General features: G+C 60.0%; 24 protein-coding genes. 20 read left to right on the forward strand and 4 right to left on the reverse strand.

Annotation, left to right across the window (positions count from 1 at the left end; all coding sequences use genetic code 11):
* Window positions 1-52: 52 nt before the first annotated feature.
* Window positions 53-1225 (forward strand): 4-hydroxybenzoate 3-monooxygenase, encoded by a 1173-nt coding sequence (gene pobA / locus QSV77_RS20130; RefSeq protein ID WP_302734832.1) that lies wholly within the window; start codon window positions 53-55, stop codon window positions 1223-1225.
* A 120-nt stretch (window positions 1226-1345) separates the two neighbouring features.
* On the opposite strand, the gene pcaQ is transcribed toward pobA, so the two are convergent.
* Window positions 1346-2281, reverse strand: a complete 936-nt coding sequence (gene pcaQ, locus QSV77_RS20135) for a pca operon transcription factor PcaQ (RefSeq protein WP_302734833.1) — start codon at window positions 2279-2281, stop codon at window positions 1346-1348.
* A 94-nt stretch (window positions 2282-2375) separates the two neighbouring features.
* Here pcaQ and pcaD point away from each other — a divergent pair, with 94 nt between their 5' ends.
* The 11 genes from pcaD to aroQ all read left to right on the forward strand — a co-directional run bounded on the left by pcaD (window position 2376) and on the right by aroQ (window position 10933).
* Window positions 2376-3173 (forward strand): 3-oxoadipate enol-lactonase, encoded by a 798-nt coding sequence (gene pcaD, locus QSV77_RS20140; RefSeq protein WP_302734834.1) that lies wholly within the window; start codon window positions 2376-2378, stop codon window positions 3171-3173.
* A 3-nt stretch (window positions 3174-3176) separates the two neighbouring features.
* Window positions 3177-3626: a 4-carboxymuconolactone decarboxylase gene (gene pcaC / locus QSV77_RS20145; RefSeq protein WP_302734835.1), complete on the forward strand. Its 450-nt coding sequence runs from the start codon at window positions 3177-3179 to the stop codon at window positions 3624-3626.
* Window positions 3623-4363, forward strand: coding sequence for a protocatechuate 3,4-dioxygenase subunit beta (gene pcaH, locus QSV77_RS20150; RefSeq protein WP_302734836.1), 741 nt, complete (start codon window positions 3623-3625; stop codon window positions 4361-4363). The genes pcaC and pcaH overlap by 4 nt, the downstream gene beginning before the upstream one ends.
* A 2-nt stretch (window positions 4364-4365) precedes the next feature.
* On the forward strand, window positions 4366-4986 hold the full coding sequence (pcaG, locus tag QSV77_RS20155; protein ID WP_302734837.1) for a protocatechuate 3,4-dioxygenase subunit alpha: 621 nt from the start codon (window positions 4366-4368) through the stop codon (window positions 4984-4986).
* 18 nt (window positions 4987-5004) lie between these two features.
* Window positions 5005-6066 carry a 3-carboxy-cis,cis-muconate cycloisomerase gene (locus QSV77_RS20160; RefSeq protein ID WP_302734838.1) on the forward strand — a complete coding sequence of 354 codons (1062 nt, stop codon included), beginning with the start codon at window positions 5005-5007 and terminating at the stop codon, window positions 6064-6066.
* A gap of 368 nt (window positions 6067-6434) precedes the next feature.
* Complete coding sequence (locus QSV77_RS20165) at window positions 6435-7103, forward strand: amino acid ABC transporter permease (protein WP_271363711.1); 669 nt, start codon at window positions 6435-6437, stop codon at window positions 7101-7103.
* A 10-nt stretch (window positions 7104-7113) separates the two neighbouring features.
* The gene (locus QSV77_RS20170; protein ID WP_142841837.1) at window positions 7114-7764 is read left to right on the forward strand and encodes an amino acid ABC transporter permease; all 651 of its coding nucleotides are present in this window, start codon (window positions 7114-7116) and stop codon (window positions 7762-7764) included.
* A gap of 42 nt (window positions 7765-7806) precedes the next feature.
* Entirely contained in the window at window positions 7807-8646 is an 840-nt protein-coding gene (locus tag QSV77_RS20175) for a transporter substrate-binding domain-containing protein (RefSeq protein WP_142841836.1), read from the forward strand.
* Between the two features lie 13 nt (window positions 8647-8659).
* A complete protein-coding gene (locus QSV77_RS20180; RefSeq protein ID WP_271363713.1) occupies window positions 8660-9421 on the forward strand; it encodes an amino acid ABC transporter ATP-binding protein in 762 nt (253 codons plus the stop codon).
* Between the two features lie 202 nt (window positions 9422-9623).
* On the forward strand, window positions 9624-10493 hold the full coding sequence (locus QSV77_RS20185) for a shikimate dehydrogenase (RefSeq protein ID WP_302734839.1): 870 nt from the start codon (window positions 9624-9626) through the stop codon (window positions 10491-10493).
* A complete protein-coding gene (gene aroQ / locus QSV77_RS20190; protein WP_271363715.1) occupies window positions 10490-10933 on the forward strand; it encodes a type II 3-dehydroquinate dehydratase in 444 nt (147 codons plus the stop codon). The genes QSV77_RS20185 and aroQ overlap by 4 nt, the downstream gene beginning before the upstream one ends.
* Here the strand turns inward: aroQ and QSV77_RS20195 are convergent.
* A complete protein-coding gene (locus QSV77_RS20195) occupies window positions 10908-11600 on the reverse strand; it encodes a TetR/AcrR family transcriptional regulator (protein WP_271363716.1) in 693 nt (230 codons plus the stop codon). The two genes, aroQ and QSV77_RS20195, sit on opposite strands and share 26 nt — an antisense overlap.
* A gap of 121 nt (window positions 11601-11721) precedes the next feature.
* On the opposite strand from QSV77_RS20195, the gene QSV77_RS20200 reads away from it, so the two are divergent.
* Complete coding sequence (locus QSV77_RS20200; RefSeq protein ID WP_302735283.1) at window positions 11722-13623, forward strand: bifunctional sugar phosphate isomerase/epimerase/4-hydroxyphenylpyruvate dioxygenase family protein; 1902 nt, start codon at window positions 11722-11724, stop codon at window positions 13621-13623.
* Window positions 13624-13683: 60 nt separating this feature from the next.
* Here the strand turns inward: QSV77_RS20200 and QSV77_RS20205 are convergent, their stop codons facing one another.
* Window positions 13684-13977: a putative quinol monooxygenase gene (locus QSV77_RS20205; RefSeq protein ID WP_302734840.1), complete on the reverse strand. Its 294-nt coding sequence runs from the start codon at window positions 13975-13977 to the stop codon at window positions 13684-13686.
* 417 nt (window positions 13978-14394) lie between these two features.
* Here QSV77_RS20205 and QSV77_RS20210 point away from each other — a divergent pair, with 417 nt between their 5' ends.
* From QSV77_RS20210 to QSV77_RS20235, 6 genes are all read left to right on the forward strand, one after another.
* The gene (locus QSV77_RS20210; protein ID WP_302734841.1) at window positions 14395-14532 is read left to right on the forward strand and encodes a hypothetical protein; all 138 of its coding nucleotides are present in this window, start codon (window positions 14395-14397) and stop codon (window positions 14530-14532) included.
* 139 nt (window positions 14533-14671) lie between these two features.
* Window positions 14672-16492 (forward strand): ABC transporter ATP-binding protein, encoded by a 1821-nt coding sequence (locus QSV77_RS20215; RefSeq protein ID WP_302734842.1) that lies wholly within the window; start codon window positions 14672-14674, stop codon window positions 16490-16492.
* 41 nt (window positions 16493-16533) lie between these two features.
* On the forward strand, window positions 16534-18069 hold the full coding sequence (locus QSV77_RS20220) for an ABC transporter substrate-binding protein (protein ID WP_142841829.1): 1536 nt from the start codon (window positions 16534-16536) through the stop codon (window positions 18067-18069).
* A 77-nt stretch (window positions 18070-18146) separates the two neighbouring features.
* Window positions 18147-19070, forward strand: a complete 924-nt coding sequence (locus QSV77_RS20225) for an ABC transporter permease (protein WP_006316568.1) — start codon at window positions 18147-18149, stop codon at window positions 19068-19070.
* Between the two features lie 6 nt (window positions 19071-19076).
* A complete protein-coding gene (locus QSV77_RS20230; RefSeq protein ID WP_127758263.1) occupies window positions 19077-19925 on the forward strand; it encodes an ABC transporter permease in 849 nt (282 codons plus the stop codon).
* Between the two features lie 5 nt (window positions 19926-19930).
* A complete protein-coding gene (locus tag QSV77_RS20235) occupies window positions 19931-21664 on the forward strand; it encodes a M14 family metallopeptidase (RefSeq protein WP_302734843.1) in 1734 nt (577 codons plus the stop codon).
* A 40-nt stretch (window positions 21665-21704) separates the two neighbouring features.
* Here the strand turns inward: QSV77_RS20235 and QSV77_RS20240 are convergent, their stop codons facing one another.
* Window positions 21705-22082 carry a hypothetical protein gene (locus QSV77_RS20240; protein WP_142842077.1) on the reverse strand — a complete coding sequence of 126 codons (378 nt, stop codon included), beginning with the start codon at window positions 22080-22082 and terminating at the stop codon, window positions 21705-21707.
* Window positions 22083-22459: 377 nt separating this feature from the next.
* On the opposite strand from QSV77_RS20240, the gene QSV77_RS20245 reads away from it, so the two are divergent.
* Window positions 22460-23632: an ABC transporter substrate-binding protein gene (locus QSV77_RS20245; RefSeq protein ID WP_052820656.1), complete on the forward strand. Its 1173-nt coding sequence runs from the start codon at window positions 22460-22462 to the stop codon at window positions 23630-23632.
* Window positions 23633-23735: the final 103 nt, after the last annotated feature.

Here is a 23735-nt window from a genome sequence, read left to right on the forward strand (position 1 = left end):
TGTGACCCGCCTTGGTCAATTTCTTGACCGGAGACAAGTTCGGGAGGAAACAATGCGCACACAGGTCGTCATCATCGGCTCCGGCCCATCGGGGCTGCTGCTTGGCCAGCTTCTGGCGGGAGCCGGCGTCGAGACCGTCATTCTCGATCGGGTGAGCAAGGATTACATCCTCGGCCGTGTTCGCGCCGGCGTGCTGGAAGAAGGCACCGTGCAGCTGATGGAAAAGGTCAGCGCGGACAAGCGCCTGCGCCGCGAGGGCCTGCCGCATGACGGTTTTTCGCTGACCTTTGACGGCCGAGACCACCGCATGGATCTGTTCGATCTGACGGGCGGCAAACGCGTTATGGTCTATGGCCAGACCGAAGTGACGCATGATCTGATGGATGTGCGCGAAGCGGCAAACCTCGTCACCATCTACGACGCCGGAAATGTCGAGCCGCATGATTTCGATGGCGCAAGCCCCTATGTCACCTATCAGAAAGACAGCGTAAGCCACCGGATCGATTGCGATTTCATCGCCGGCTGCGACGGTTTCCACGGAGTGAGCCGCAAATCCGTGCCGCAAGGCGCGATCAAGGAATTCGAGAAGGTCTACCCCTTCGGCTGGCTCGGCATTCTGGCCGATGTGCCGCCGGTCAATCACGAACTCATCTATGCCAACCACCCGCGCGGTTTTGCCCTCTGTTCCATGCGCTCAAACACGCGCAGCCGGTATTACATCCAATGTTCGCTGGAGGACCGGCCGGAGGACTGGAGCGACGAGCGCTTCTGGGATGAAATCCGCCGCCGTCTGCCGGAAAGCCATGCGGATGAAATGGTAACCGGCCCGTCCTTCGAAAAATCCATCGCGCCGCTCCGGTCCTTCGTCAGTGAACCGATGCGGTTTGGTCGGCTGTTTCTGGCCGGCGACGCCGCCCATATCGTGCCGCCGACCGGCGCCAAGGGCCTGAACCTTGCCGCCAGCGATGTGCATTATCTGAGCGAGGCGCTGATCGAATTTTATCGCGAAAAATCTGAAGCCGGCATCGATGCCTATTCGCAGAAGGCGCTTTCCCGCGTCTGGAAGGCCGTGCGCTTCTCGTGGTGGATGACGACGATGATGCATCGTTTTCCCGATACGGGGGATTTCGGCCAGCGCATTCAGGAAGCGGAACTGGATTACCTCGTGCAATCGCGCGCCGCCTCGACAGCGCTTGCGGAGAATTATGTCGGGCTTCCATATTAGGAGCCACGCCATTTGCGTCGACGTCATCCTCGGGCCTGCCCCGAGGATCTGCAACCGATCGATTTTATTCGACGTGATTGGATCCTCGGCACAAGGCCGAGGATGACGTCGAGAGTGTATTTACCCTTCAGTCCTCCCATCCAGCAACTCACCCGCCGCCTCGCGAATAGCCTGCATCAGCAGCGAAAGCGGCAGGGAGGGCTGCGTATCGGCCCGGACCGTCAGCCCCACCGGGCCGCTGGTATCGCCGGTTTCGACCGGCAGGATCACCAGAATGCCGTCCGTCACATCCGCCGCCACGACGCCTTCGGAGATGATCCAGATCGCATCGCTGGTGCGCAGGAAGGCGCGGCCGAAGGCGTCGGATACTGTTTCGATGCGGATCGGCAGAGCCGGCACGCCGTTGGCGATCAGGAACTGCTCGACGACAGGGCCAATCACCGATTGCCGTGTCGGCATCAGTACCGGATATTCATGCAGGTGATCGAACACCGAAAGGCCGGGTGACAGCAATGGGTGGCCGGCGCGCACCACGAAGCGCACCTTTTCAGAATAGAGATGTTCGAAGGAAAAGCCCGCCATTTTCTGCGGCGCGGCGAGACGCCCAACGACGAGGTCAAGATCGCCGACACGCAGCTGCTCCAGAAGCACGGCGTTTTCGCCCGTCACGATCTTCACCGGGCTGCCGGTCTTTTCCGCCAGGAAACCGGCCATTGCCTGCGGCATGATCCGCACCGAAACCGTGGGCAGAGCGCCGACCCGCACCGGCGGACCGGCCCGTGCCGCCTCCTGCGAGACCGAATCGACCGCCTGTCGCAACGCCGTCATCGTCGCACCGGCGTGGCGCAGGAACACCTCGCCATAACGGCTGATGCGGATGCCGCGCCCCTCCCGGTCGAACAATGATACGCCGAGAATCTCTTCCAGCTCGCGGATGGTCTTCGTCACCGCCGGCTGGCTGACATGCAGGATTTCGGCGGCGCGGATGACGCTTTTCTGGCGCGCCACCTCCACGAAAGTCTGCAGGTGGCGGAACTTGATACGCTGGTCGACCATCGCTCGTATAATCCATAGGTTATGATTTTCATCGATAATGTCATTTTACTTAACCGGAACCGGCTTGCAATATCCCGGGCAGGAGGAGCACATCATGCATTTTCTGCGCTGCGGCGAGACTGTGATCCATTATCGCATCAAGGGATTGGACAGCGGCAAGCCGGTCATCGCCTTCATCAATTCGCTTGGCACCGATTTCCGCATCTGGGATGCGGTCACCGAAGCGCTTGGCGATGATTATGCCTATGTGCTGCACGACAAACGCGGCCATGGACTTTCGGATGTCGGACGCGCGCCCTATTCGATAGACGATCATGCCGGTGACCTGATCGAACTTCTCGATCACCTCAGCGTCAAAAGCGCCATCATCTGGGGCCTGTCGGTCGGCGGACTGATTGCGCAGGGGCTTTATGCCCGCCGTCCCGATCTGGTGCGCGCACTCGTGCTCAGCAACACCGCCCACAAGATCGGCACGGCCGAGATGTGGAACGCTCGCATCGACAAGATCGCCGCCGATGGCCTCGTCTCGCTGGTCGATCCCATCATGGAGCGCTGGTTCACGCCAGCGTTTCGCCAGCCTGACAATGCTGCCTATGCCGGTGCGCGCAACATGCTTTCGCAGCAGCCGGAAGCCGGTTACAGCGGCACCTGCGCAGCCATTCGCGATGCTGATTTTACCAACGAAGCGGGCCGCATCGCCGTGCCCACACTCTGCGTCGCGGGTGATCAGGACGGCTCAACACCGCCGGAACTGGTGCAGTCGCTGGCAGATTTCATTCCCGCAAGCCGCTTTGTCACCATTGCCGGCTGCGGCCATATTCCCTGCCTTGAACAGCCGCTCACCTATGCGCAGGCGGCGTGCATTTTTCTCAATACCTTGCCGGAGCATTGACCGATGGCGGACCATATCGACAAGAATGAACGTTTCGAACAGGGCATGAAGACCCGCCGCTCGGTACTGGGCGACGCCCATGTCGACCGGGCGCAGACCATGACATCCGGCTTCGACCAGCCCTTCCAGCGGCTCATCACCGAAGCCGCCTGGGGCACGGTTTGGTCCGGCAATCACTGGACAAAGCGCGAGCGCTCGATGGTCACCATCGCCCTGCTTGCCGCGCTGGGGCAGGATGAGGAACTGGCCATGCATGTGCGCGCCACCGCCAATACCGGCGCCACCGAAGCCGATATTCGCGAGGCGCTGCTGCATGTGGCGATCTATGCCGGCGTGCCCGCCGCCAACCATGCTTTCAAGATCGCCAAGCTTGCCCTCGCCAGCATGAAGGCCGATAGTTCCCCTGATAATTCTGACACTGATAATTCTGGCGATGGGGAGGAGACGAAATGAGCAACCAGCCGCCCGAAACCGGGCCGTTCTTCGCGCGCAACCGCGACATTCATCCGCTCGCCTATGCGCCCGGCTACAAGACTTCGATCCTGCGCTCGCCGCAGCGCGCGCTGATTTCGCTGGAAGGTACGAAGAGCGAGATCACCGGCCCCGTCTTCGGCCATGGCATGCTGAACCCGCTGGATAACGACCTCATCCTCAACTATGCCCGCCCCGGCGAAATGCCGGTTGGCCCGCGCATTCTGGTGCACGGCCGGGTGCTGGACGAACGCGGCCGCGGTATGGATGGCGCGCTGGTGGAGTTCTGGCAGGCCAATGCCGGCGGCCGCTACCGCCACAAAAAGGAAAGCTACCTCGCCGCCATCGATCCGAATTTCGGCGGCGTTGGCCGCACGATCACCGATGAGAATGGTTATTACTGGTTCAAGACCATCCAGCCGGGTGCTTACCCTTGGCCGAACGGCGTCAATGACTGGCGGCCGGCCCATATCCATTTCTCGGTCTTCGGTCACGGCTTTGCCCAGCGGCTGATCACCCAGATGTATTTCGAGGGCGATCCGCTGATCTGGAAATGTCCCATCGTCAAGACCATTCCGGATGAGGATGCCATCAAACGGCTTATCGCGCCGCTGGACATGAATGCGACGCTGCCGATGGACATGCTGGCCTATAAGTTCGATATCGTCCTGCGCGGTCGCCGCTCGACCCTTTTCGAAAACCGCATGGAGGGCAACTGACCATGGTTCAGCCGCTCAATTATTTCAAGGAAACCGCCTCGCAGACGGCGGGACCCTATGTGCATATCGGCTGCACGCCCAATTTCGTCGGCATCGAAGGCGTGTTCGAAAAGGATCTCGGTTCCGGTCCGCTTTATAACGACAGGGCGCGCGGTGAGCGCATCAGTGTGCGCGGCACGGTCTATGACGGCGCGGGAATGCCGCTGAAGGACGCCCTGATCGAAATCTGGCAGGCCGACACGGACGGTTATTACAACAGCCCGAGCGAAACACGCGGCAAGGCCGATCCGAATTTCATCGGCTGGGGTCGATCCCCCGGCGACATGGATACCGGCGAGTTCATCTTCGAAACCATCAAGCCGGGCATGGTGCCGTTCCGCGACGGTCGGCCGATGGCGCCGCACATCACCTTCTGGATCGTGGCGCGCGGCATCAATATCGGCCTGCAGACCCGCATGTATTTCCCGGAAGAACAGGAGGCCAATGCGGCCGACCCGGTTCTGGCCCGCGTCGAACAGAAAAGCCGCATCGCCACGCTTGTCGCCAAGAAGGAAGAGGGAAGTATCTATCGTTTCGATATCCGCCTTCAGGGCGAAGGCGAAACCGTGTTTTTCGATATCTGAGCCCAACGGACGAGTGAAATGAGCCTTTCCCCCTTCGAACATCCGTTTCTGTCAGGCCTCTTCGGTGATAGCGAGATCGTCGAACTGTTTTCGGCAAAGGCGGATATCGACGCAATGGTCCGCTTCGAAATGGCGCTGGCTGAGGCGGAAGCGGAGGCCGGCATCATTACGGACGAGGTGGCGGAAGCCATCGTTTTGGGACTTTCGAGCTTTGCGGCCGATATGACGGCGCTTCGCCATGGCGTCGCAAAGGATGGCGTGGTTGTGCCGGAACTGGTGCGGCAGATGCGGGCGGCAGTCGCCGGCAAGGCGGCGGACAAGGTGCATTTCGGCGCGACCAGTCAGGATGTCATCGATACCAGTCTGATGCTGCGGCTGAAGGTGGCGGTGGAAATCATCACGACCCGCCTCGGCCACCTCATCGATACGCTCGGTGACCTCGCCTCCCGCGACGGCCATAACCCGTTGACGGGTTATACCCGCATGCAGGCCGCCATCGGCATCACCGTCGCCGACCGGGCGGCAAGCTGGATCGCGCCGCTGGAGCGCCACCTGCTGCGGCTTGAAACCTTTGCGCAGAACGGCTTTGCCCTTCAGTTCGGCGGCGCGGCCGGCACGCTGGAAAAACTTGGCGACAATGCCGGCGCGGTCCGCGCCGATCTTGCAAAACGCCTTGGCCTTGCCGACAGGCCGCAATGGCAGAGCCAGCGCGACGGCATTGCCGAATTCGCCAATCTGCTGTCTCTCATCAGCGGCGCGCTCGGCAAGTTCGGCCAGGATATCGCGCTGATGGCCGAACTCGGCGCGGAAATCCGCCTCTCCGGCGGCGGCGGCTCCTCGGCCATGCCGCACAAGCAGAACCCGGTCAATGCCGAAACGCTGGTGACACTGGCACGCTTCAACGCCGTGCAGATCTCCGCGTTGCACCAGTCGCTTGTCCATGAACAGGAAAGGTCAGGCGCGGGCTGGATGCTGGAATGGATGACACTGCCGCAAATGGTGACGGCAACGGGGGCGTCCCTGCTGATCGCCGAACGCGTCGCAGGACAGATAGACAGGCTCGGCGCGGAAGACGGCTAGCTGCAAGACCCACGGGTTTTTGATTAAAATCAGCTTCTCATGCCCCTCACGTCACCTCATTGGCGGCAGGGTTTTCGCGCGTTGAAAACGCTTGCGCCTTTGCGCGTTAGCCATTGATAAAAAAAGATTTTCTTAAAAATATCGAATGTAGAAAAAACGGCTTTTCAGCTGCTTTTTAACAGGGTGAAGCGCTTGACACAAAAATGAACTAACTGGTACAAACAATCATGTTGAAGCCGTGCCGCAGATGAGAAAAAGAACCTTCTGGACATGGTCAGACGAATGGAGGGCTTTGGCGCCGAAAGGTTCCAAAAGCGATAAGGACAAGGCGAAACGCCTGTCCGGGCCCGAAGGGGTTGGGAGGAAGAATGTCTTACAGTCTCGATTTTTCGGTGGTCGTGGACCGCCTGCCCGAGCTGCTTTTGGCCTGTCTGGCAACGATCGGCCTTGCCATTGCCGGCATGTCGCTTGCCACCGTCATCGGGGTTCTCGGCGTGGTCGCTCGTCGTTCGCGGTTCAAACTGCTGCGCGGTCTGGTCATTGGCTTCGTTGAAGCCATCCGCAACACGCCGTTTCTGGTGCAGATATTCTTCATTTTCTTCGCTCTGCCGCAGGTTGGCATCAAGCTTAACCCCACCGTTACCGCCATCATTGCGCTGGCTCTCAACGGCGGTGCCTATGCCATTGAAATCATTCGCGGCGGCGTGGATTCCATTCCCAAGGGACAGGTGGAGGCGGGGCTGGCGCTCGGCCTGCACCGGTCACAGATATTCCGCCACATCATTCTGAAACCGGCGCTGCGGGCGGTCTATCCGTCGCTCACCAGCCAGTTCATCATGCTGACGCTGACCACCTCGGTCTGCACCTCGATCGCCGCTTACGAACTGACATCCGTGGCCCAGAAGATCGAAGCGGACACCTTCCGGTCGTTCGAGGTCTATTTCTCGATCACGCTGCTCTATCTGGTCATTTCCTCGCTGATGATGGGCATCTTCTCGCTCATCTCCCGCGCATCCTTCAGCTATCCGGTCAAGTGAGGAAAAGACAATGGAATCCATCGGTCCCAACGAACTCTTCTTCCTGATGCAAGGCCTGAAATGGACGCTGGCGCTGACGGTCATCGGCTTTATCGGCGGTGGCATATTCGGTCTTTGCGTGGCGCTTGCCCGTGTTGCCGAAAGCCCGGCGATCCAGCGCGCCAGCACCGGTTATATCGCCGTCTTCCAGGGCACGCCGCTCCTGATGCAGCTTTTCGTGGTTTATTACGGCGTGGCGCTTGCCGGCCTTAATGTCGATGCCTGGATTGCTGTCGCCATCGCCTTCACCCTGCATGCCAGCGCCTTTCTGGGTGAAATCTGGCGTGGCGGCATCCAGGCGGTGCCGAAGGGCCAGACGGAGGCCGCCAATGCGCTTGGCCTGCATTATATCTCCCGCATGAAGGACGTGGTTCTGCCGCAGGCCTTCAAGATTTCGCTGCCGGCGACCATCGGTTTCCTCGTGCAGCTCATCAAGGGCACCTCGCTTGCGGCCATCGTCGGCTTCGTCGAGCTGTCGCGCGCCGGCCAGATCGTCTCCAACCAGACGTTCCGCCCGCTCACCGTCTTTGCCATCGTCGGCATCATCTATTTCCTGATCTGCTGGCCGCTTTCCCTGTGGGGCGCGGGCGTGGAGAGACGGATGCAGGCCAATTCCCGTTAATAACCATAACCATCTCATCAGCTTTGTAAGGAGGAGCAAAAGATGAAAACCACCAGCATGAAATTCTCACGCCGCGCCCTGCTCGCGCTTGCCGCGGCAACGGTTGCCCTGCCCTTTGTCGCCCCGGTCGATGCTTTCGCCGGCACGGTGGAAGAGGCAAAAGCCAAGGGCAAGGTCGTCATTGGCATCCAGGGCGACAATTCGCCATGGGGCTTCGTCAATTCCAGCGGCGTGCAGGACGGTCTCGATGCCGATATCGGCAAGGCCTTTGCCGATTATCTCGGCGTCAAGGTCGAATTCGTGCCGCTTGCCGTGGCCAACCGTATTCCGGCACTTCTGACCGGCAAGGTCGACCTCTTGTTCGCGACCATGGGCATGACCGCCGAACGCGCCAAGACCATTCAATACTCCAAGCCCTATGCCGGCAACGTGCTGTCCGTCTATGGCCCGAAAGACAAGAAGATCGCCGGTTATGACGATCTGACCGGCGTTTCCGTCGGTGTGCCGAAGTCGAGCGCGATGGACACTTCGATCACGGCAGGCGCTGGCTCAAAGGCCAATATCCTGCGTTTCGACGATGACGCCGCCAATATTCAGGCGCTGATTTCCGGCCAGGTCGAGGTTGTCGGCGGCAACCAGTTTTATGGTGACCGGCTGAACAAGGCGGCCGAAGGCAAATACGAGCCGAAGTTCGATCTGACGACGCTTTATAACGGCGCCGGCACCCGCCCGGGTGAAAAGGACTGGAACGAGACCGTCAATGCCTTCCTCGACAAGATCAAGTCCGATGGCCAGCTGGCCAAGATCTACGACAAGTGGATGAAGCGCGAAGTTCCGGCCTTCCCGGACAGCCTGCCCGACATCCCGTTCACCGTGAAGTAAGCAGGAGGTTTCCATGCCGCAATCCGCCACTGCCGAGGTTCCGCTTATCGCCCTTCAAGGGGTTGGAAAGTGGTATGGAGCCTTCCATGCGCTTAAAAATGTCAACATGACGGTTCGCAAGGGCGAAAAAATCGTCCTTTGCGGCCCGTCCGGTTCGGGAAAATCCACCCTCATCCGCTGCATCAACCATCTGGAGGAAATCCAGGAGGGCAAGATCACGGTCGAGGGGACCACGCTTTCGGATTCCAGCCGCGCCATCGATGCGGTTCGCCGCGAGGTGGGCATGGTGTTCCAGAGCTTCAATCTCTTCCCGCACAAGACCATCATGGAAAACTGCACGCTGGCCCCCATGCGGGTGAAGGGCCTGTCGAAAGCTGATGCGGAGGCGACGGCGCGCAAATATCTCGAGCGCGTACGCATTCTCAATCAGGCCGATAAATACCCGGCCCAGCTTTCCGGCGGCCAGCAGCAGCGCGCAGCGATTGCCCGGGCGTTGTGCATGGAGCCGAAAGCCATGCTGTTCGACGAGCCGACCTCGGCGCTCGACCCGGAAATGGTGAAAGAGGTGCTCGACACCATGATCGGTCTTGCCCGTGACGGCATGACGATGATCTGCGTCACCCATGAAATGGGTTTCGCCCGGCAGGTGGCAGACCGCGTGATCTTCATGTCGGAAGGCGAGATCATCGAGGAAGGCCCGCCGGACGAGTTCTTCCGCGACCCCAAGCACCAGCGCACCCGCACCTTCCTCGGCGAAATTCTCGCCCACCACTGAGGTTCGTCCATCTGCCCTCAGACTTGCGGCGACCTCACGGCATACGCAACGTCATTCTCGGGCTTGACACGAGGAACCACTGATTTCCACGGGCTATGGATCCTCAGGTCAAGCCCGGGGAGGTGACGAAGGAGAGGTCTCAATACCTCGCCAGCAACCTGAAGGCAGGCGAGCCTGCCCCGAAACGACGAACGACCCGATCATGACAGAAACAAAATCCTTCAAGGTCGGCCTGATAGGCGCCGATATCCAGCTTTCCAAGTCGCCCGCGCTGCACATGCGCGAAGGGGCGGCCCATGGGCTCGACTATTCCTATGAGCTGGTGGATGTCACCGCCCGCCAATTGCCGGCAAGCGCCCTTCCCGATCTGCTCGACGAGCTGGAAACGCGCGGTTTTGCCGGTACCAACATCACCCACCCGTTCAAACAGGCGGTTATTCCGCATCTGGATGAACTCTCTGACGATGCCCGCATGTTGGGCGCGGTCAACACCGTGGTCTTCAAGGAGGGCCGCCGCATCGGCCACAATACCGACTGGTACGGCTTTTATGAAAGTTTCGTGCGCGGCCTGCCGGATGCGAAACGTGACCGGGCGCTGCTGGTTGGCGCTGGCGGGGCGGGTGTGGCGGTGGCCCATGCCGCACTGAAGCTCGACATCACCCGTCTCGATATTTTCGACCGCGATTTCCCGCGGGCGGAGCGGCTTGCCGGTGAACTCAACGCCCGTTTCGGCGAGGGCCGCGCCTTTGCCGTCAAAGACCCGGCTGCCTCCCTGCCCTTCGCTGATGGTCTCATCCATGCGACGCCGATGGGCATGCCCGCCTATCCCGGCATGCCGGTTGCGGCAGATCTCATCGAACAGCGGCACTGGGTGGCCGATATCGTCTATATGCCGCTCGTCACGGAACTTCTGGCGACGGCAGCGAAAAAAGGCTGTCGCACCCTGCCCGGCGGCGGCATGACCGTGTTTCAGGCCGTCGGCGCGTTCCGCCTTTTTTGCGGCCGCGAGCCGGATGCTGAGCGCATGACGGCACATTTCACCGAGCTTTGCATGGCGGAGGGCGTAGCATGAGCCTTTTTACTGTTTTGAACGGACCCAATCTCAACCTGCTCGGCCAGCGCCAGCCGGAAATTTACGGCCATGAGACCATGGCCGATGTGGAGGCCAACTGCCGCAAGGTGGCCGATGCTGCCGGCCATGAGCTGTTCTTTGCACAGAGCAACCGCGAATATGAGCTGATCGACTGGATTCACGAAGCGCGCGGCAAGTCATCAGGCATCGTCATCAATCCTGGCGCCTTTACCCACACGTCAGTGGCGATCCTCGATGCGCTGAATGCCTTCGAAGCACCTGTCATCGAGGTTCATATTTCCAACATCCACAAACGCGAGGTTTTCCGCCACCATTCCTACGTCTCGACCCGCGCCGAAGGCGTAATCGCCGGTCTCGGCATCGAAGGTTACGAGGTGGCGCTTCGCCATCTCATCAACCGTTTTTCCCGATCGTCGTGATATGGCCGGGCGTCAGCACATAACGCAGCACCATGTCGCTGACATGCCGCGACAATGTCTCCTGGCCCTTTTCGGTAAACAGGCTATCGCCGAAGATGAACGAAAAGGTCTCGGCGTTCGAAACGTTGAAGAAAGACAGCGCGCTGATCTGCCAGTGCAGTTCCAGCGCATCAATGCCATCGCGGAAGATGCCGCCTTTCTGGCCGCGCAGCAACACGCTTTCCAGCGCATCGATGGCCGGCCGGTTGAGCTGACGGATCGTTTCCGACGATTGCATGTGCCGGCCGTGATGGATGTTCTCGATCATCACCATGCGGATGAAAGCCGGGTTGCGTCGGTGGTGATCAAAGGTGAACCGACAGAGCTTGTCGAGCGCCGCCGCCGGCTCCAGGTCGTCCAGCTCCAGATCGCTCTCACCGCCGCGCACCTTGGCATAGGCCTCTTCCAGCACACGCTGATAAAGGCTCTCCTTGTCGCTGAAATAATAATAGATCATGCGCTTGGACGTGCGCGTGCGGGCCGCAATTTCATCAATGCGGGCGCCGGAGAGACCGTTCTGCGAAAACTCCTCCATGGCCACCGAAAGAATGTCGCGGCGAACCCCTTCCGGATCGCGCTTCGCCTGCCGGCTGTCTCGGGTTCCGTTCGAAATTGCGCTTTTGGTCATCATCCATTCCATCGGTGGGGCAGCGGCCTTCGGTCACGCCCTGATTATTAACCAATCAGTACATAAGGCTGAAAAGGAAGGCAATATGGCGAGCTATGACACAGGCAGACACGGCATGCCAATGCGCACATCCATTGCAACCGTATCGATCAGCGGCGAATTCCCCGAAAAGCTGGCGGCCATCGCCAAGGCGGGCTTCAGCGGCGTGGAGATTTTCGAAAACGATTTCCTGACCTATGACGCCTCCCCGCGCGAGGTGAAGGCGCTGGCCGCCGATCATGGGCTGGATATCACGCTTTTCCAGCCATTCCGCGATTTCGAGGGCATGCCGGAGCCGCACCGCGCCCGCGCCTTTGAACGCGCCCAGCGGAAATTTGACATCATGGGCGAACTCGGCACCGATCTGATGCTGATCTGCTCCAACGTGTCACCCGTGTCGCTCGGCGGCATCGACCGCGCCGCCGCCGATTTCCATCAACTGGGCGAGCTTGCGGCCAAACATGGCGTGCGTGTCGGTTATGAGGCGCTGGCCTGGGGCCGCCATATCAGCGATCACCGCGATGCCTGGGAGGTGGTGCGCCGCGCCGACCACGCCAATGTCGGCATCATTCTCGACAGTTTCCACACTTTGTCGCGCAAGATCGACCCCAATTCGATCCGCTCCATTCCCGGCGACAAGATTTTCATCGTGCAGCTGGCCGATGCGCCGCTGATCGACATGGACCTGCTTTATTGGAGCCGTCATTTCCGCAACATGCCCGGCGAAGGCGATCTGCCTGTCGTGGATTTCATGCGCGCCGTCGCCGCCACCGGCTATAGCGGCCCGCTGTCGCTGGAAATCTTCAACGACCAGTTCCGTGGTGGCTCAGCCCGCCTGCTCGCCGAAGACGGGCACCGTTCGCTCATCAACCTCATGGATCAGGTGCGTCGTCTCGAGCCTGATATTCGCATCGATGTGCCGGCCATGCCGGAACGGGTGCAAACGCAAGGGGTGGAATTCGTCGAATTCACCACGGCACCGGAAGAAAAGCCCCATCTGGAGACATTGCTCACCACGCTCGGCTTCGAAAGAACCGGCAAGCATCGCAATCGCGATGTCGATCTTTATACGCAGGGCGATATCCGCATTGTCATCAATACCAGCGATGAAGGCGACAGTTTCGCTGGCGCGTCCTATTCCATCCACGGCACCAATGCCTATGCCTTTGGCCTGAAGGTGGATGATGCGCAGGCGGCCCTTGCCCGGGCCGAAGCGCTCGGCGCGCCGACCTTCACGGAACCGCGCAAGACGGGTGAAGTCGCCGTTCCCGCCATTCAGGGCGTGGGCAACGGCGTCATCTATTTTCTCGATGCTTCGCCGGCGCTCGCTTCCATCTGGGACAATGAATTTGTGCCGACGCAGGGACAGAAAGCAGCCGACAATGCCGGCCTGAAGCGCATCGATCACCTTGCGCAAACAACGCATTATGATGAAATGCTGACCTGGCTTCTATTTTACACCTCGCTGTTTTCCACCCGCCGCACACCGATGGTTGATGTGGTCGATCCCGGCGGGCTGGTGCGCAGTCAGGCGATCGAAAGCGTGCCGGCACCGCATTTCCGCCTGACCATGAACGGTGCGGATAACCGCAAGACCTTCGCCGGCAAATTTCTGGCCGAGGGTTTCGGCACCAGCATCCAGCACATCGCATTTGCCACCGATGATATTTTCGCGACAGCCAAGGCAATGCAGGCGCGCGGTTTCCACGCCCTGCCGATCTCGCGCAATTATTACGACGATCTGGAAGCCCGCTTTGGTCTGGAACCGGAATTTTCCGATTCCCTGCGAGAAGCAAGCATTCTTTATGACCGCGATGACAACGGCGAATATTTCCAGATCTACAGCCGCACCTTCGGTGAAGGTTTCTTCTTCGAGATTATCGAGCGGCGTGGCGCCTATTCCGGCTATGGCGCCATGAACGCACCCTTCCGCATTGCCGCTCAGCGGCGCCTTGCCCCGCCGGTCGGCATGCCGAGGGAATAGGCATCGTCACGATACGATCAGGCCGCAGCCGACAGGAATGTCGCTGCGGCCAACCCGCATTCAAGCCAGTGTCGTTATCTCATAATCCCGTGGAATGGCGGAGGTGGCCGTAAACCACTCCGATGCCCGCGTCCGCTGCTGATGGAAATCAAAGGCGGCGCGATCGGCAAACAGTTCCTCTACCCGCCAGACCAGAGGATTGTCGGTCTGAGTGACGTCAAAGGAAATACAGCCAGGTTCCGCTCTGGTCAGACGAAGGTGTTCGGGAAGATGGATTTCCACAACCCGGATATCCTCCACCGATGCGCAACGCAGGAAACCGGATAATCTGACAGCGCCCGTTCTATTCGTCATGTTGGTATCCCTGTTGCATTACTGTTTATCCGCTGTGACACAGGCAACGATACAATCGTCTACCACTGCGGCATCGCGATAAAATTTGCCCGCTTATGCTTCCTCCGCCATCGTCTGGCTTGACCCGAGCATCCATCGACTTCAACGGGTTATGGATCCTCGGGTCAAGCCCGAGGATAAGGTCGAACATATCGGAGTTGTCACCGATCTCCGTCACTCGCCGACCGGCGACAGTCTTCCCCGAAAATAAGCCCTGACGAAGCGTGGCACGCGCTCCGAACAATCAGGGACACCCGCGCCCAAAATAAATGCACCTGCGCATTTGTAGAGCATTACACAAAAATTGTTCAACACTCTGGACATGATTGTCGGCTTTTGTTAGCTTTTTTGTAAAACAAGGGTGGGGAATACAGTTTCATGCGCAACATCGATTCCGGGGCCGATGCCGGGCGTTTTGCCGGCACCGACGCGGTGGCTTTCAGAGCCGGGGCAAGATCGCAATATCCGCGCCTGCCGGCCTCATCCGATGCGCATTGCGCCCTTGAGGCGGCGTGAGCCACCATGCGCTTTTCCGCGACATTCGCCTTCTTTCGCGCCACGCTTGATGCTCGCGCCTGTCCGATGCCCTTTTGCCCTTCCATAATTCAGATGGCCGCGCCAGAATTGCCGCGCACGCCAAGCCGGAGACGCTGACATGACTGCCGCAAACCGCAACGCCCTCCTCTCGGTCGAAGGCCTGAGCGTCGAGTTCGGCGACAGCCGCGTCGTGGACGACATCTCCTTTTCCGTGGAAGCCGGCAGGACCGTGGCGATCGTCGGCGAGTCCGGATCGGGAAAATCGGTCACCTCGCTGTCCACCATGCGCCTTGCAGACATGATGGGCGCGACTTACCCCACTGGCCGTATCCTCTTTGAAGGCCGGGATTTGCTGAAGGCATCGCAGAAAGAGATGCGATCGATCCGCGGCAAGGAGATCGCCATGATCTTCCAGGAGCCGATGACCTCGCTCAATCCGGTCTTCACCATCGGTGACCAGATCTGCGAAGTGCTGATGCTACATGAAAAGCTGGGCAAGACGGCTGCCATGGCGCAGGCCCGCGAACTTCTCGAAATGGTGCGACTGCCCGATGCGGCCGAGCTTCTGAAACGCTACCCGCACCAGCTTTCCGGCGGTATGCGCCAGCGGGTGATGATCGCCATGGCGCTCGCCTGCCGGCCGAAGCTTTTGATCGCCGACGAGCCGACGACGGCGCTCGACGTTACCATTCAGGCGCAGATCCTCAACATCATGCGCGACCTGCAGAAGAAGCTCGGCATGGGCATGGTCTTCATCACACATGATATGGGCGTGGTGGCGGAAATGGCCGATGACGTCGTTGTCATGTGGAAAGGCAAGAAGGTCGAGGAAGGTCCTGTAAAAGACATCTTTGCCAACCCGCAGCACCCTTACACGCGCGCCCTGCTTTCCGCCGTGCCGCGCCTCGGCAGCATGACCGGCGAAGAGTTTCCCAAGCGCCTGCCGCTTACCGTGCTGCAGGATGGCCAGCCGGTCGTGATCGGCGAGGAGCGCGTGCAAAACACCGCAAAATATGACGCCAAGCCGCTTCTGTCGGTCAAGGACCTGTTCGTGCGTTTCGATATCCGCAAGAACCTGTTCGGCAAGGCGACGCACCGTTGCAGCGCCGTACAGAAGGTCAGCTTCGATATTCACGCCGGCGAGACGCTGGCGCTGGTGGGCGAGTCCGGTTCCGGCAAATCCACCATCGGCCGCACCATCCAGCAGCTCCAGACAGCCGTGTCAGGTGAAATTGCCTTTAATGGCCGCAGCTATTCGCAGATGTCGGCTGGGGAGCGCTTCCGCATGCGCCAGGAAGTGCAATATATCTTCCAGGATCCCTTCGCCTCGCTCGATCCGCGCAAGACGGTCGGTTTTTCGATTGCCGAGCCGATCAACACCCACAGTTTGATCAATGATCAGAAGGCGGTACGTCGGCGGGTGGATGAATTGCTGGAGCGTGTGGGCCTCAGCTCCGAACATGCCGCGCGTTATCCGCACGAGTTTTCCGGCGGTCAGCGCCAGCGCGTCTGCATTGCCCGCGCGTTGGCTTCCGATCCGAAGCTCATCATCGCCGATGAGGCGCTCTCGGCGCTCGATGTCTCCATTCAGGCGCAGATCATCAATCTGTTCATGGATTTGCAGGCCGAGCGTGGCCTCGCCTATCTCTTCATCAGCCATGACATGGCTGTCGTGGAAAAGATGAGCCACCGCGTTGCCGTGCTTTATCTTGGCCAGATCATGGAAATGGGCAGCCGCCGACAGGTGTTCGAAACGCCGACGCATGATTATACCCGCCGCCTGCTGTCGGCCGTGCCGGTTGCCGATCCGACCATCGAGCGCCGCATCGCCATGATCGAGGGCGAAATACCCAATCCCGTGCGCCGTGTCGGCGATGAGCCGGCCATTCTCGCCCATGAGGAAATCAATCCGGGCCACTTCATCGCGAAGAGCGCCTGAATAACAACCAGAACCGCAACCATCTGAAGAGGAACAGGTAGATGACAATGATAAAGAAGGGGATGACGACAACGTTCGTCGCGCTTGCCATGGCCGCCACGGCCTTCACCGCCGCACCGGCTCTTGCCGCCGGCAAGATGACCATTTCCAGCCCGCAGGACCCGGGCAGCTGGGACCCGATCGACACCTTCCTCGTGCAGTGGGCTGCCGTCGCCACCAACATCTTCGACGGCCTGACCTATCGCGGCCCGGACCTGAAGGTTGTGCCCGGCCTTGCCGAATCCTGGGAAGAGCTGGATGAGGGCAAGCGCATCCGCTTCAAGCTGCGCCAGAACGTCAAGTTCCACAATGGCGAACCCTTCAACGCCGCCGCCGTCAAGTTCACCTTCGAGCGCCTTCTTGGCGAACAGGGTGCCAAGGGACCGCAGCGCTCCAACTATGTCGCCATCGAAAGCGTCGATGTCATCGACGATTACACCGTCGACATGAAGCTGAAGGCGCCGGATCCCGTGCTGCTGACCAAGCTTGCCGGTTATGGCGGCATGATCGTTCCGCCTGCCTACATCAAGGAAAAGGGCGAGGACAATTTCAACCTCAACCCAGTCGGCACCGGCGCATTCAAATTCGTTTCCTACGCGCCGAAGACAAATATCAAGCTAGAAGCCAACCCCGATTACTGGGGCGGTGCGCCAAAACTTTCCGAGCTTGAATATCGCTTCATCGCCGAGCCGGCGACCGCCGTTGCCGAATTGCAGGCCGGCCGCGTCGATCTCGTCATTCCGCCCACCATCCCGATCGGCATGATCCCGGTCATCGAGGGCGATTCCAAGCTTGAGATCGTCAGCGTTCCCGGCCCGACCGTCGATGCGCTGCGTTTCAACACCCGTGACGGCATTACCGCCGATCCGAAGGTGCGCAAGGCGATCATCATGGCCGTCGACCGCGGCACCATCGTCAAGTCGATCCTTGCCGGCCAGGCGTCCGAGATCGCAAGCTTCCAGAGCGCGCTGTCTTTCGGTTACGACCCGGAACTGAAGCCGCTGCCTTACGATCCGGAAGGCGCGAAAAAGCTGCTCGCGGAAGCCGGTGTCAAGGCAGGCGCGGCGCTGCAGATCGATATCCGCGGCAATGACGCAACGATGAACGAGGTGGCGCAGGTTATTTCCAGCTACCTCTCCATGGTCGGCATCACCGCCACCATCAAGCCTTACGAAACCAACGTTCTCTTGAACGACATCATCCCGCAGGGCAAGACCGGCGCGATGTTCCAGCAGAAATGGGGCGGCTGGACCTTCGATTACGACAACACGGCCTATTCCATGTATCACTCGGGTGAAAAGTGGAACCCTTACGACAAGGACGAAAAGCTGGACAAGCTGCTTGAATCCCAGCGTCCGCTGACCGACCGTGCCGAGCGCGAGAAGATCCTCAAGGAAATCGGCAGCTATACCGCCGAACGCGCGCTGGAAATCCCGCTTTACAACACCAATGCCATTTACGGCATCAACAAGCGGGTCAAGGGTTTCGTCGCACCGCCGGATAACCGCCTGAAGCTGACCGACGTCACCGTCGAGTAATCAGGCTGGTTTTCTGATCAACACACCTTGCCCGCCGCAATGCGGGCAAGGCCGGGTCTCTCTTCAAGGTAAAAAACGTGGCCGGTTTCCTCATCAAGCGATTGCTGCAGGCGATTTTTGTCGTCATCGCCATCACCCTTCTCGTTTCCTTCGCCATTCGCCTTACCGGCGATCCGGCTGTCACCATGTTCCAGGGCGGCGGCAGCATGACGGAAGACGATCTGGCGCGCATTCGCGCGGCGCTGGGCACCGACCGGCCGTTCTTCGTGCAATATTTCAGTTTCCTCAAGGGCCTCGTGACACTCGATTTCGGCCGCAGCTTCACCGGCAGCACGCCGGTCTCGCGCCTCATCGCCGATGCCCTGCCCGCCACGCTTTTGCTCGCCTTCATCTCCATGGCGGTGTCGATCGCGCTTTCCATCCCGCTCGGCATCAAGGCGGCAACCTCGCGCGGCAAAACGGCCGATCAGGTGATCCGTATCTTCTCGCTCATCGGCCTGTCCTTCCCGAATTTCTGGCTGGCGACGATGCTGGTGTTGCTGTTCTCCATCACGCTCGGCTGGCTGCCGCCCAGCGGCATGGGCGGTTTTGCCAGCTACATCATGCCATCAGTGACGATGGGTGTGATCCTGACGGCAACCAATGTGCGCCTCGTGCGCACCGCCATGCTCGATACGCTGCGCTCGCAATATGTCATGGTGGCGCGCGCCAAGGGCCTCAGCGAAAGCAAGGTTCTCTACAAACACGCGCTGCGCAACTGCGCCATTCCGCTCATCACCTATTTCGGCCTGCAATTTGGCGGGTTGCTCGGCGGCATCGTCGTCATTGAGCGTGTCTTCAACTGGCCGGGCCTCGGCACGCTGGCCTTCGATGCGGTCGGCGCGCGTGATTATCCCGTGCTTCAGGCCGTCATCACCGTGCTGTCGCTGATGATCGTCGGCATCAACCTTCTGGTCGATATCGCCTACGGGCTTGTCGATCCGCGCATTCGCACGGAGTAAGTGACGATGGCTGCCAAAACCTCGCGTCTCGCGCGCTTCACCAATCTCGAATTCGTCCTCGGCGCGTTCCTCACGACAGTCATCTGCCTTGCCGTCGTCTTTTCCGACGTGCTGTTTCCGGGCGGTGCGGACAAGATCGACCTGATGGCCCGCCTTGCCAAGCCCTTCGCCAATGCCGCCCATCCACTCGGCACCGATCCGCTGGGTCGTGACGTGCTCGCCCGTGTCGTCGCCGGCGGCAAGATCTCCCTGCTGGTCGGTTTCACCTCTGTTATCGGCGCGGTCATCTTCGGCGTCGCGGTCGGTCTGGTCGCCGGTTATTATCGCGGCTTCTGGGACATGCTGGTCATGCGCTTTGCCGATATCCAGCTCGCCATGCCCTTCATTCTCTTGGCTATCACCTTCATCGCCATTGTCGGCGGCAGCCTCACCAACACCATCATCCTGCTGATCATATCGCAATGGGTGCAATATGCCCGCCTCGTGCGCGGCTCGGTGCTGACGCTTCGGGAGCGGGAATTCATCCTTTCCGCCCGCGCCATCGGCGTGAAGGACTGGCGCATCATTCTCCAGCACCTGCTGCCGAACCTCATCGGGCCGGTCATCGTGCTGATGACGCTGAATGTCGCCAACAACATCCTCTTGGAAAGCAGCCTTACCTTCCTCGGCCTCGGCGTTGATCCGACCATACCGAGCTGGGGCGGCATGCTGGCGGATGGCCGCACCTATCTGCAGACCGCATGGTGGGTCAGCGTTTTCCCCGGCCTTGCCATCCTGCTGACAGTGCTTGGCCTTAACCTTCTCGGCGACTGGCTGCGCGACAGCCTCGACCCAACAGGCAGAACCTCGAGGTAATCCAGATGAGCCAGATTTTCGACCAGACTTTCGAACGCACTCTGGATGCCCTCGTCAGCCGCGCGACACCCGGCCAGTCCTTCGAGGCATGGACCTTTGATGACGCCAAAAGCCGCCGCGAGGCCGAAGAGAGGCTGAAGAAAAAGGGCGTCAGCGCCCGCATCCGTAGCGCCTATAAACCGCTTCTCTTCACCTTTCTGGAAGAGATCAATCTGGATGGCGTCGACACCATCGAGGTGCGTTACCCCGTGCACGCCAACGCCCCCGCCAACCGTTTCCGGCTGGAGGCCTATCCGCTGGCGGCTCTTGTCGGCGATGCGAAGATCGATTTCATCGCCCGCGACGACGACTCCTTCCATTATGACGTTACGCTGAGCCGCAACGGCAAGCAGGAAACCCTGAAGGTTTTGGCCCCAAACCGGGTTCATACCGATATGGTCGGCGAAACCAATGTCTCGCCAACCGGCTGGTTCCGGCCTGCCGGTGACGCCTCCGGCGAGCGGCTGGAGACGGATTACGAGCGGCTTTTCGAAGCGGCGATCCATGCCGTCGCCAACCACGGCTGGGGCGATGAGGAACCCTATTTCGAGGAACTGAACATTCGCGTGGCGCATCCGGCCGAAGATTTGGCCCTCTCCGTCGGCGATGAGGTCGTCAGCCTGCGTGAAGCGCTGCACGAGGACTTCTATTTCTCGCTCCTGGAGTTCTTCCAGAAGAAATCCGGCCGCCCGCTGGGTGACCGGGGCCTGAAACCCGGCCAGATCGTGCCGGAAATCATCAAGAGCGCAGGCGAAGTCTCGCTGCGCATCGAGACCCGCAAGCTCAGCACCACCTTCCTTGATGGCGACAATCAGCCGATCGATGAGGCACGGGAACCGGTTGCGGCAGGCCAACTGGCGGCACTGCTGGCGGATATCGGCGGCGAGGCCTTCGATGCCCGCTCACGCTCCGGTCGCGTCCTTGCCGCCCGTTATGTGGCCGGCAGCGATGCTGCCGTCATGATCAGCGGCGGCCAGCACCCCAACGAGACGACAGGCATCGTCGGCGCCATCCGCGCCGCCCGCAAACTCGCGGAGCGCAAGGGCGCGCATTTCACCATCTCGCCACTGGAAAATCCCGACGGCTACGCCCTGCACCAGCGGCTTCGCATCGACAATCCGCGCCATATGCACCATGCTGCGCGTTACACCGCTCTTGGTGATGACCTCGAATATCGCACCCCGGAAAATTCGGGCGCGCATCTCAACGAGAAGGAAATCCGTTTCAAGGCGCAGGAGATGAGTGGCGCGAGCCTGCATGTGAACCTGCACGGTTATCCCTCTCACGAGTGGACCCGGCCTCTATCCGGTTATGTGCCGCGCAATTTCGCCATGTGGACGCTGCCGAAGGGTTTCTTCCTCATCATCCGCCACCATGCGGACTGGGAAAATCAGGCCGAAGCTCTGCTCGACCGGGTGACCCGCCATCTTGGCGCGATTCCCGGACTGCTGGACTACAATAATCGCCAGATCGCGCTTTATGAAATCCACGCCGGAGAAACCGGTTTCCGCATCATCAACGGCTTCCCCTGCCTGTCGTCCATCGACGACCGCCACACCGTACCGATGACGCTAATCACCGAATATCCCGATGAAACGATCTATGGCGACGATTTCATCACCGGCCATACCGCGCAGATGGAAACGGTTCTATCGGCCTATGATGCCTGGCAGGAGATTCTGGTCGGGGAAGTGGCCTGACATCACAGCCGCCCTCACTGGGCCGCCCTCAATGGGCGGCTTATTTTGCCGGCGTGGTGGTGGCGGCAAGCTTGTTTTCCCGCTGTTTCTGCAACAGCTTCTTGCCTTTGCTGAGGATATGCAGATTCGCGGCGTCGAGCTTGTTATAACCAGCCTGAATGATATCGATATCGGCGACATGGCCGATTGCGGCGAGCTTGTACATGACATCGCCGACCGCCACATCGACAGGCGGCACCGGCAGGGTTGCAACATCCTTCGTTGCCGCCTGAACCCCCTCCGCCGTACCACCCATGACGTGATACAGAGCCAGCGCCTTGCGTAGAAACGCCTCGCGGCGCTCGATCTTGTTGTTGAGTATACTTTCTCCGACGCGATTTCGCATCAGCTCAACAGCCTTATTTTGATATTCGCCCATCAGACACCAAATAAATTTCAAAATATGCTTCGCAAGACTACGAACAATCCCCTTAGAACTGGTTAAGGCACATCATTTTACGCGCATGAAATTCATGTTCTCCCGTCACCCGGTCATAGCCGGTTTGATAACGGGACATCCGGACGTGGAGGCTTGCAGACAGCCGCTCGGAATGGTCGCCGGCGGGCTCATATTGAGAATCGCCCGGCAATGCCTATTGTGTGACACCAATGCAGACGGAAGCAGAGGAAGCCGGGATTGATAACCGTCAGGTTATTTATTACCCCCCTTATTTCATTTTACTTTGGTCACCACACTCATCAATCTGGCAGCCTGGATCGGTGGATGGGAGCCACGGATCAATTGGGAGGAAATCAATGAAATTACGGATCACCGCCGCAATCGCGGCCATCTGCTTCAGTTCTGCTGCTTATGCCGAGACGATCAAGGTCGGCGTGGTCGGTCCGTTCTCCGGCCCCTTTGCGTTGCAGGGCAAGAACTTCAAGGCCGGCATCGATGCCTGGTTTGCGCTGCACGGCAACAAGGTCGGCGATGACACGGTCGAGGTCGTCTATCGCGATGTGCCGCAGGCCGATCCGGCGCAGTCCAAGGCGCTGGCGCAGGAACTGGTGGTGAAGGAACGCGTGCAATATCTCGCCGGCTTCTATTTCACCCCTGATGCCATGGCCGTCACGCCGCTTCTGAAGCAGGGCAATGTGCCGATGGTTATCATGAATGCCGCCACTTCAGCCATCGTGACGAAAAGCCCCTATGTGGTGCGTACCTCGTTCACCACATGGCAGACCTCCACCCCCATCGCCAAGGTGGCATTCGATGGCGGTGTGAAGAAGGTCATTTCGCTGGTCAGCGATTACGGCCCGGGCGTCGATGCCGAAAACGCCTTCAAGGCGGCCTTTACCGCCGCCGGCGGCGAGGTAGTGGAAACCATCCGCATGCCGCTTTCCACCAATGATTTCAGCCCGATCATGCAGCGCGTGAAGGACTCCGGTGCTCAAGGGGTTTTCGCCTTCCTGCCGTCAGGCCCGACCACGCTCGGCTTCGTCAAGGCCTTCAACGATAACGGTCTGAAATCCGCAGGCGTGAAGCTCTTCGCACCGGGCGACCTCACGCAGGAATCCGACCTGCCGGCACTGGGCGAGGCCGCACTCGGCATGCAGACGACCTTCCACTACGCCGTCTCGCATGATTCACCGGAGAATAAGACATTCGTGGAAGCCGCCACCAAGGCGATCGGCAATCCGAAGGAACTGTCCTTCCCTGCCGTCAGCGCGTTTGACGGCATGTATGTCATCAGCAAGATGATCGAGGCCACCGGCGGCAAGCAGGATGCGGAAAAGGCAGTCGAGGCGGTGAAGGGTCTTTCCTGGACAAGCCCGCGCGGCCCTGTCAGCATCGATCCGGAAAGCCGCCACATCACGCAGAACATCTATCTGCGCGAAGTCGCCAAGGCCGATGACGGCAGCTATTACAACAAGGAAGTCCAGACTTTCGAAAAACAGGGCGATCCGGGCCTCGCCGCCGCGAAATAACCGGCAACACAGGCCTCGCCGCCACAATGGCGGCATTCTTGAAACGGTCGAACCGCCCCTATGGCGGTTCGGTTCCGGCCCGGACGGGCGTTACAGCACCGGG

The sequence above is a fragment of the Agrobacterium sp. V1 genome (genome assembly GCF_030518355.1).
GTDB classification, from domain to species: domain Bacteria; phylum Pseudomonadota; class Alphaproteobacteria; order Rhizobiales; family Rhizobiaceae; genus Agrobacterium; species Agrobacterium cucumeris.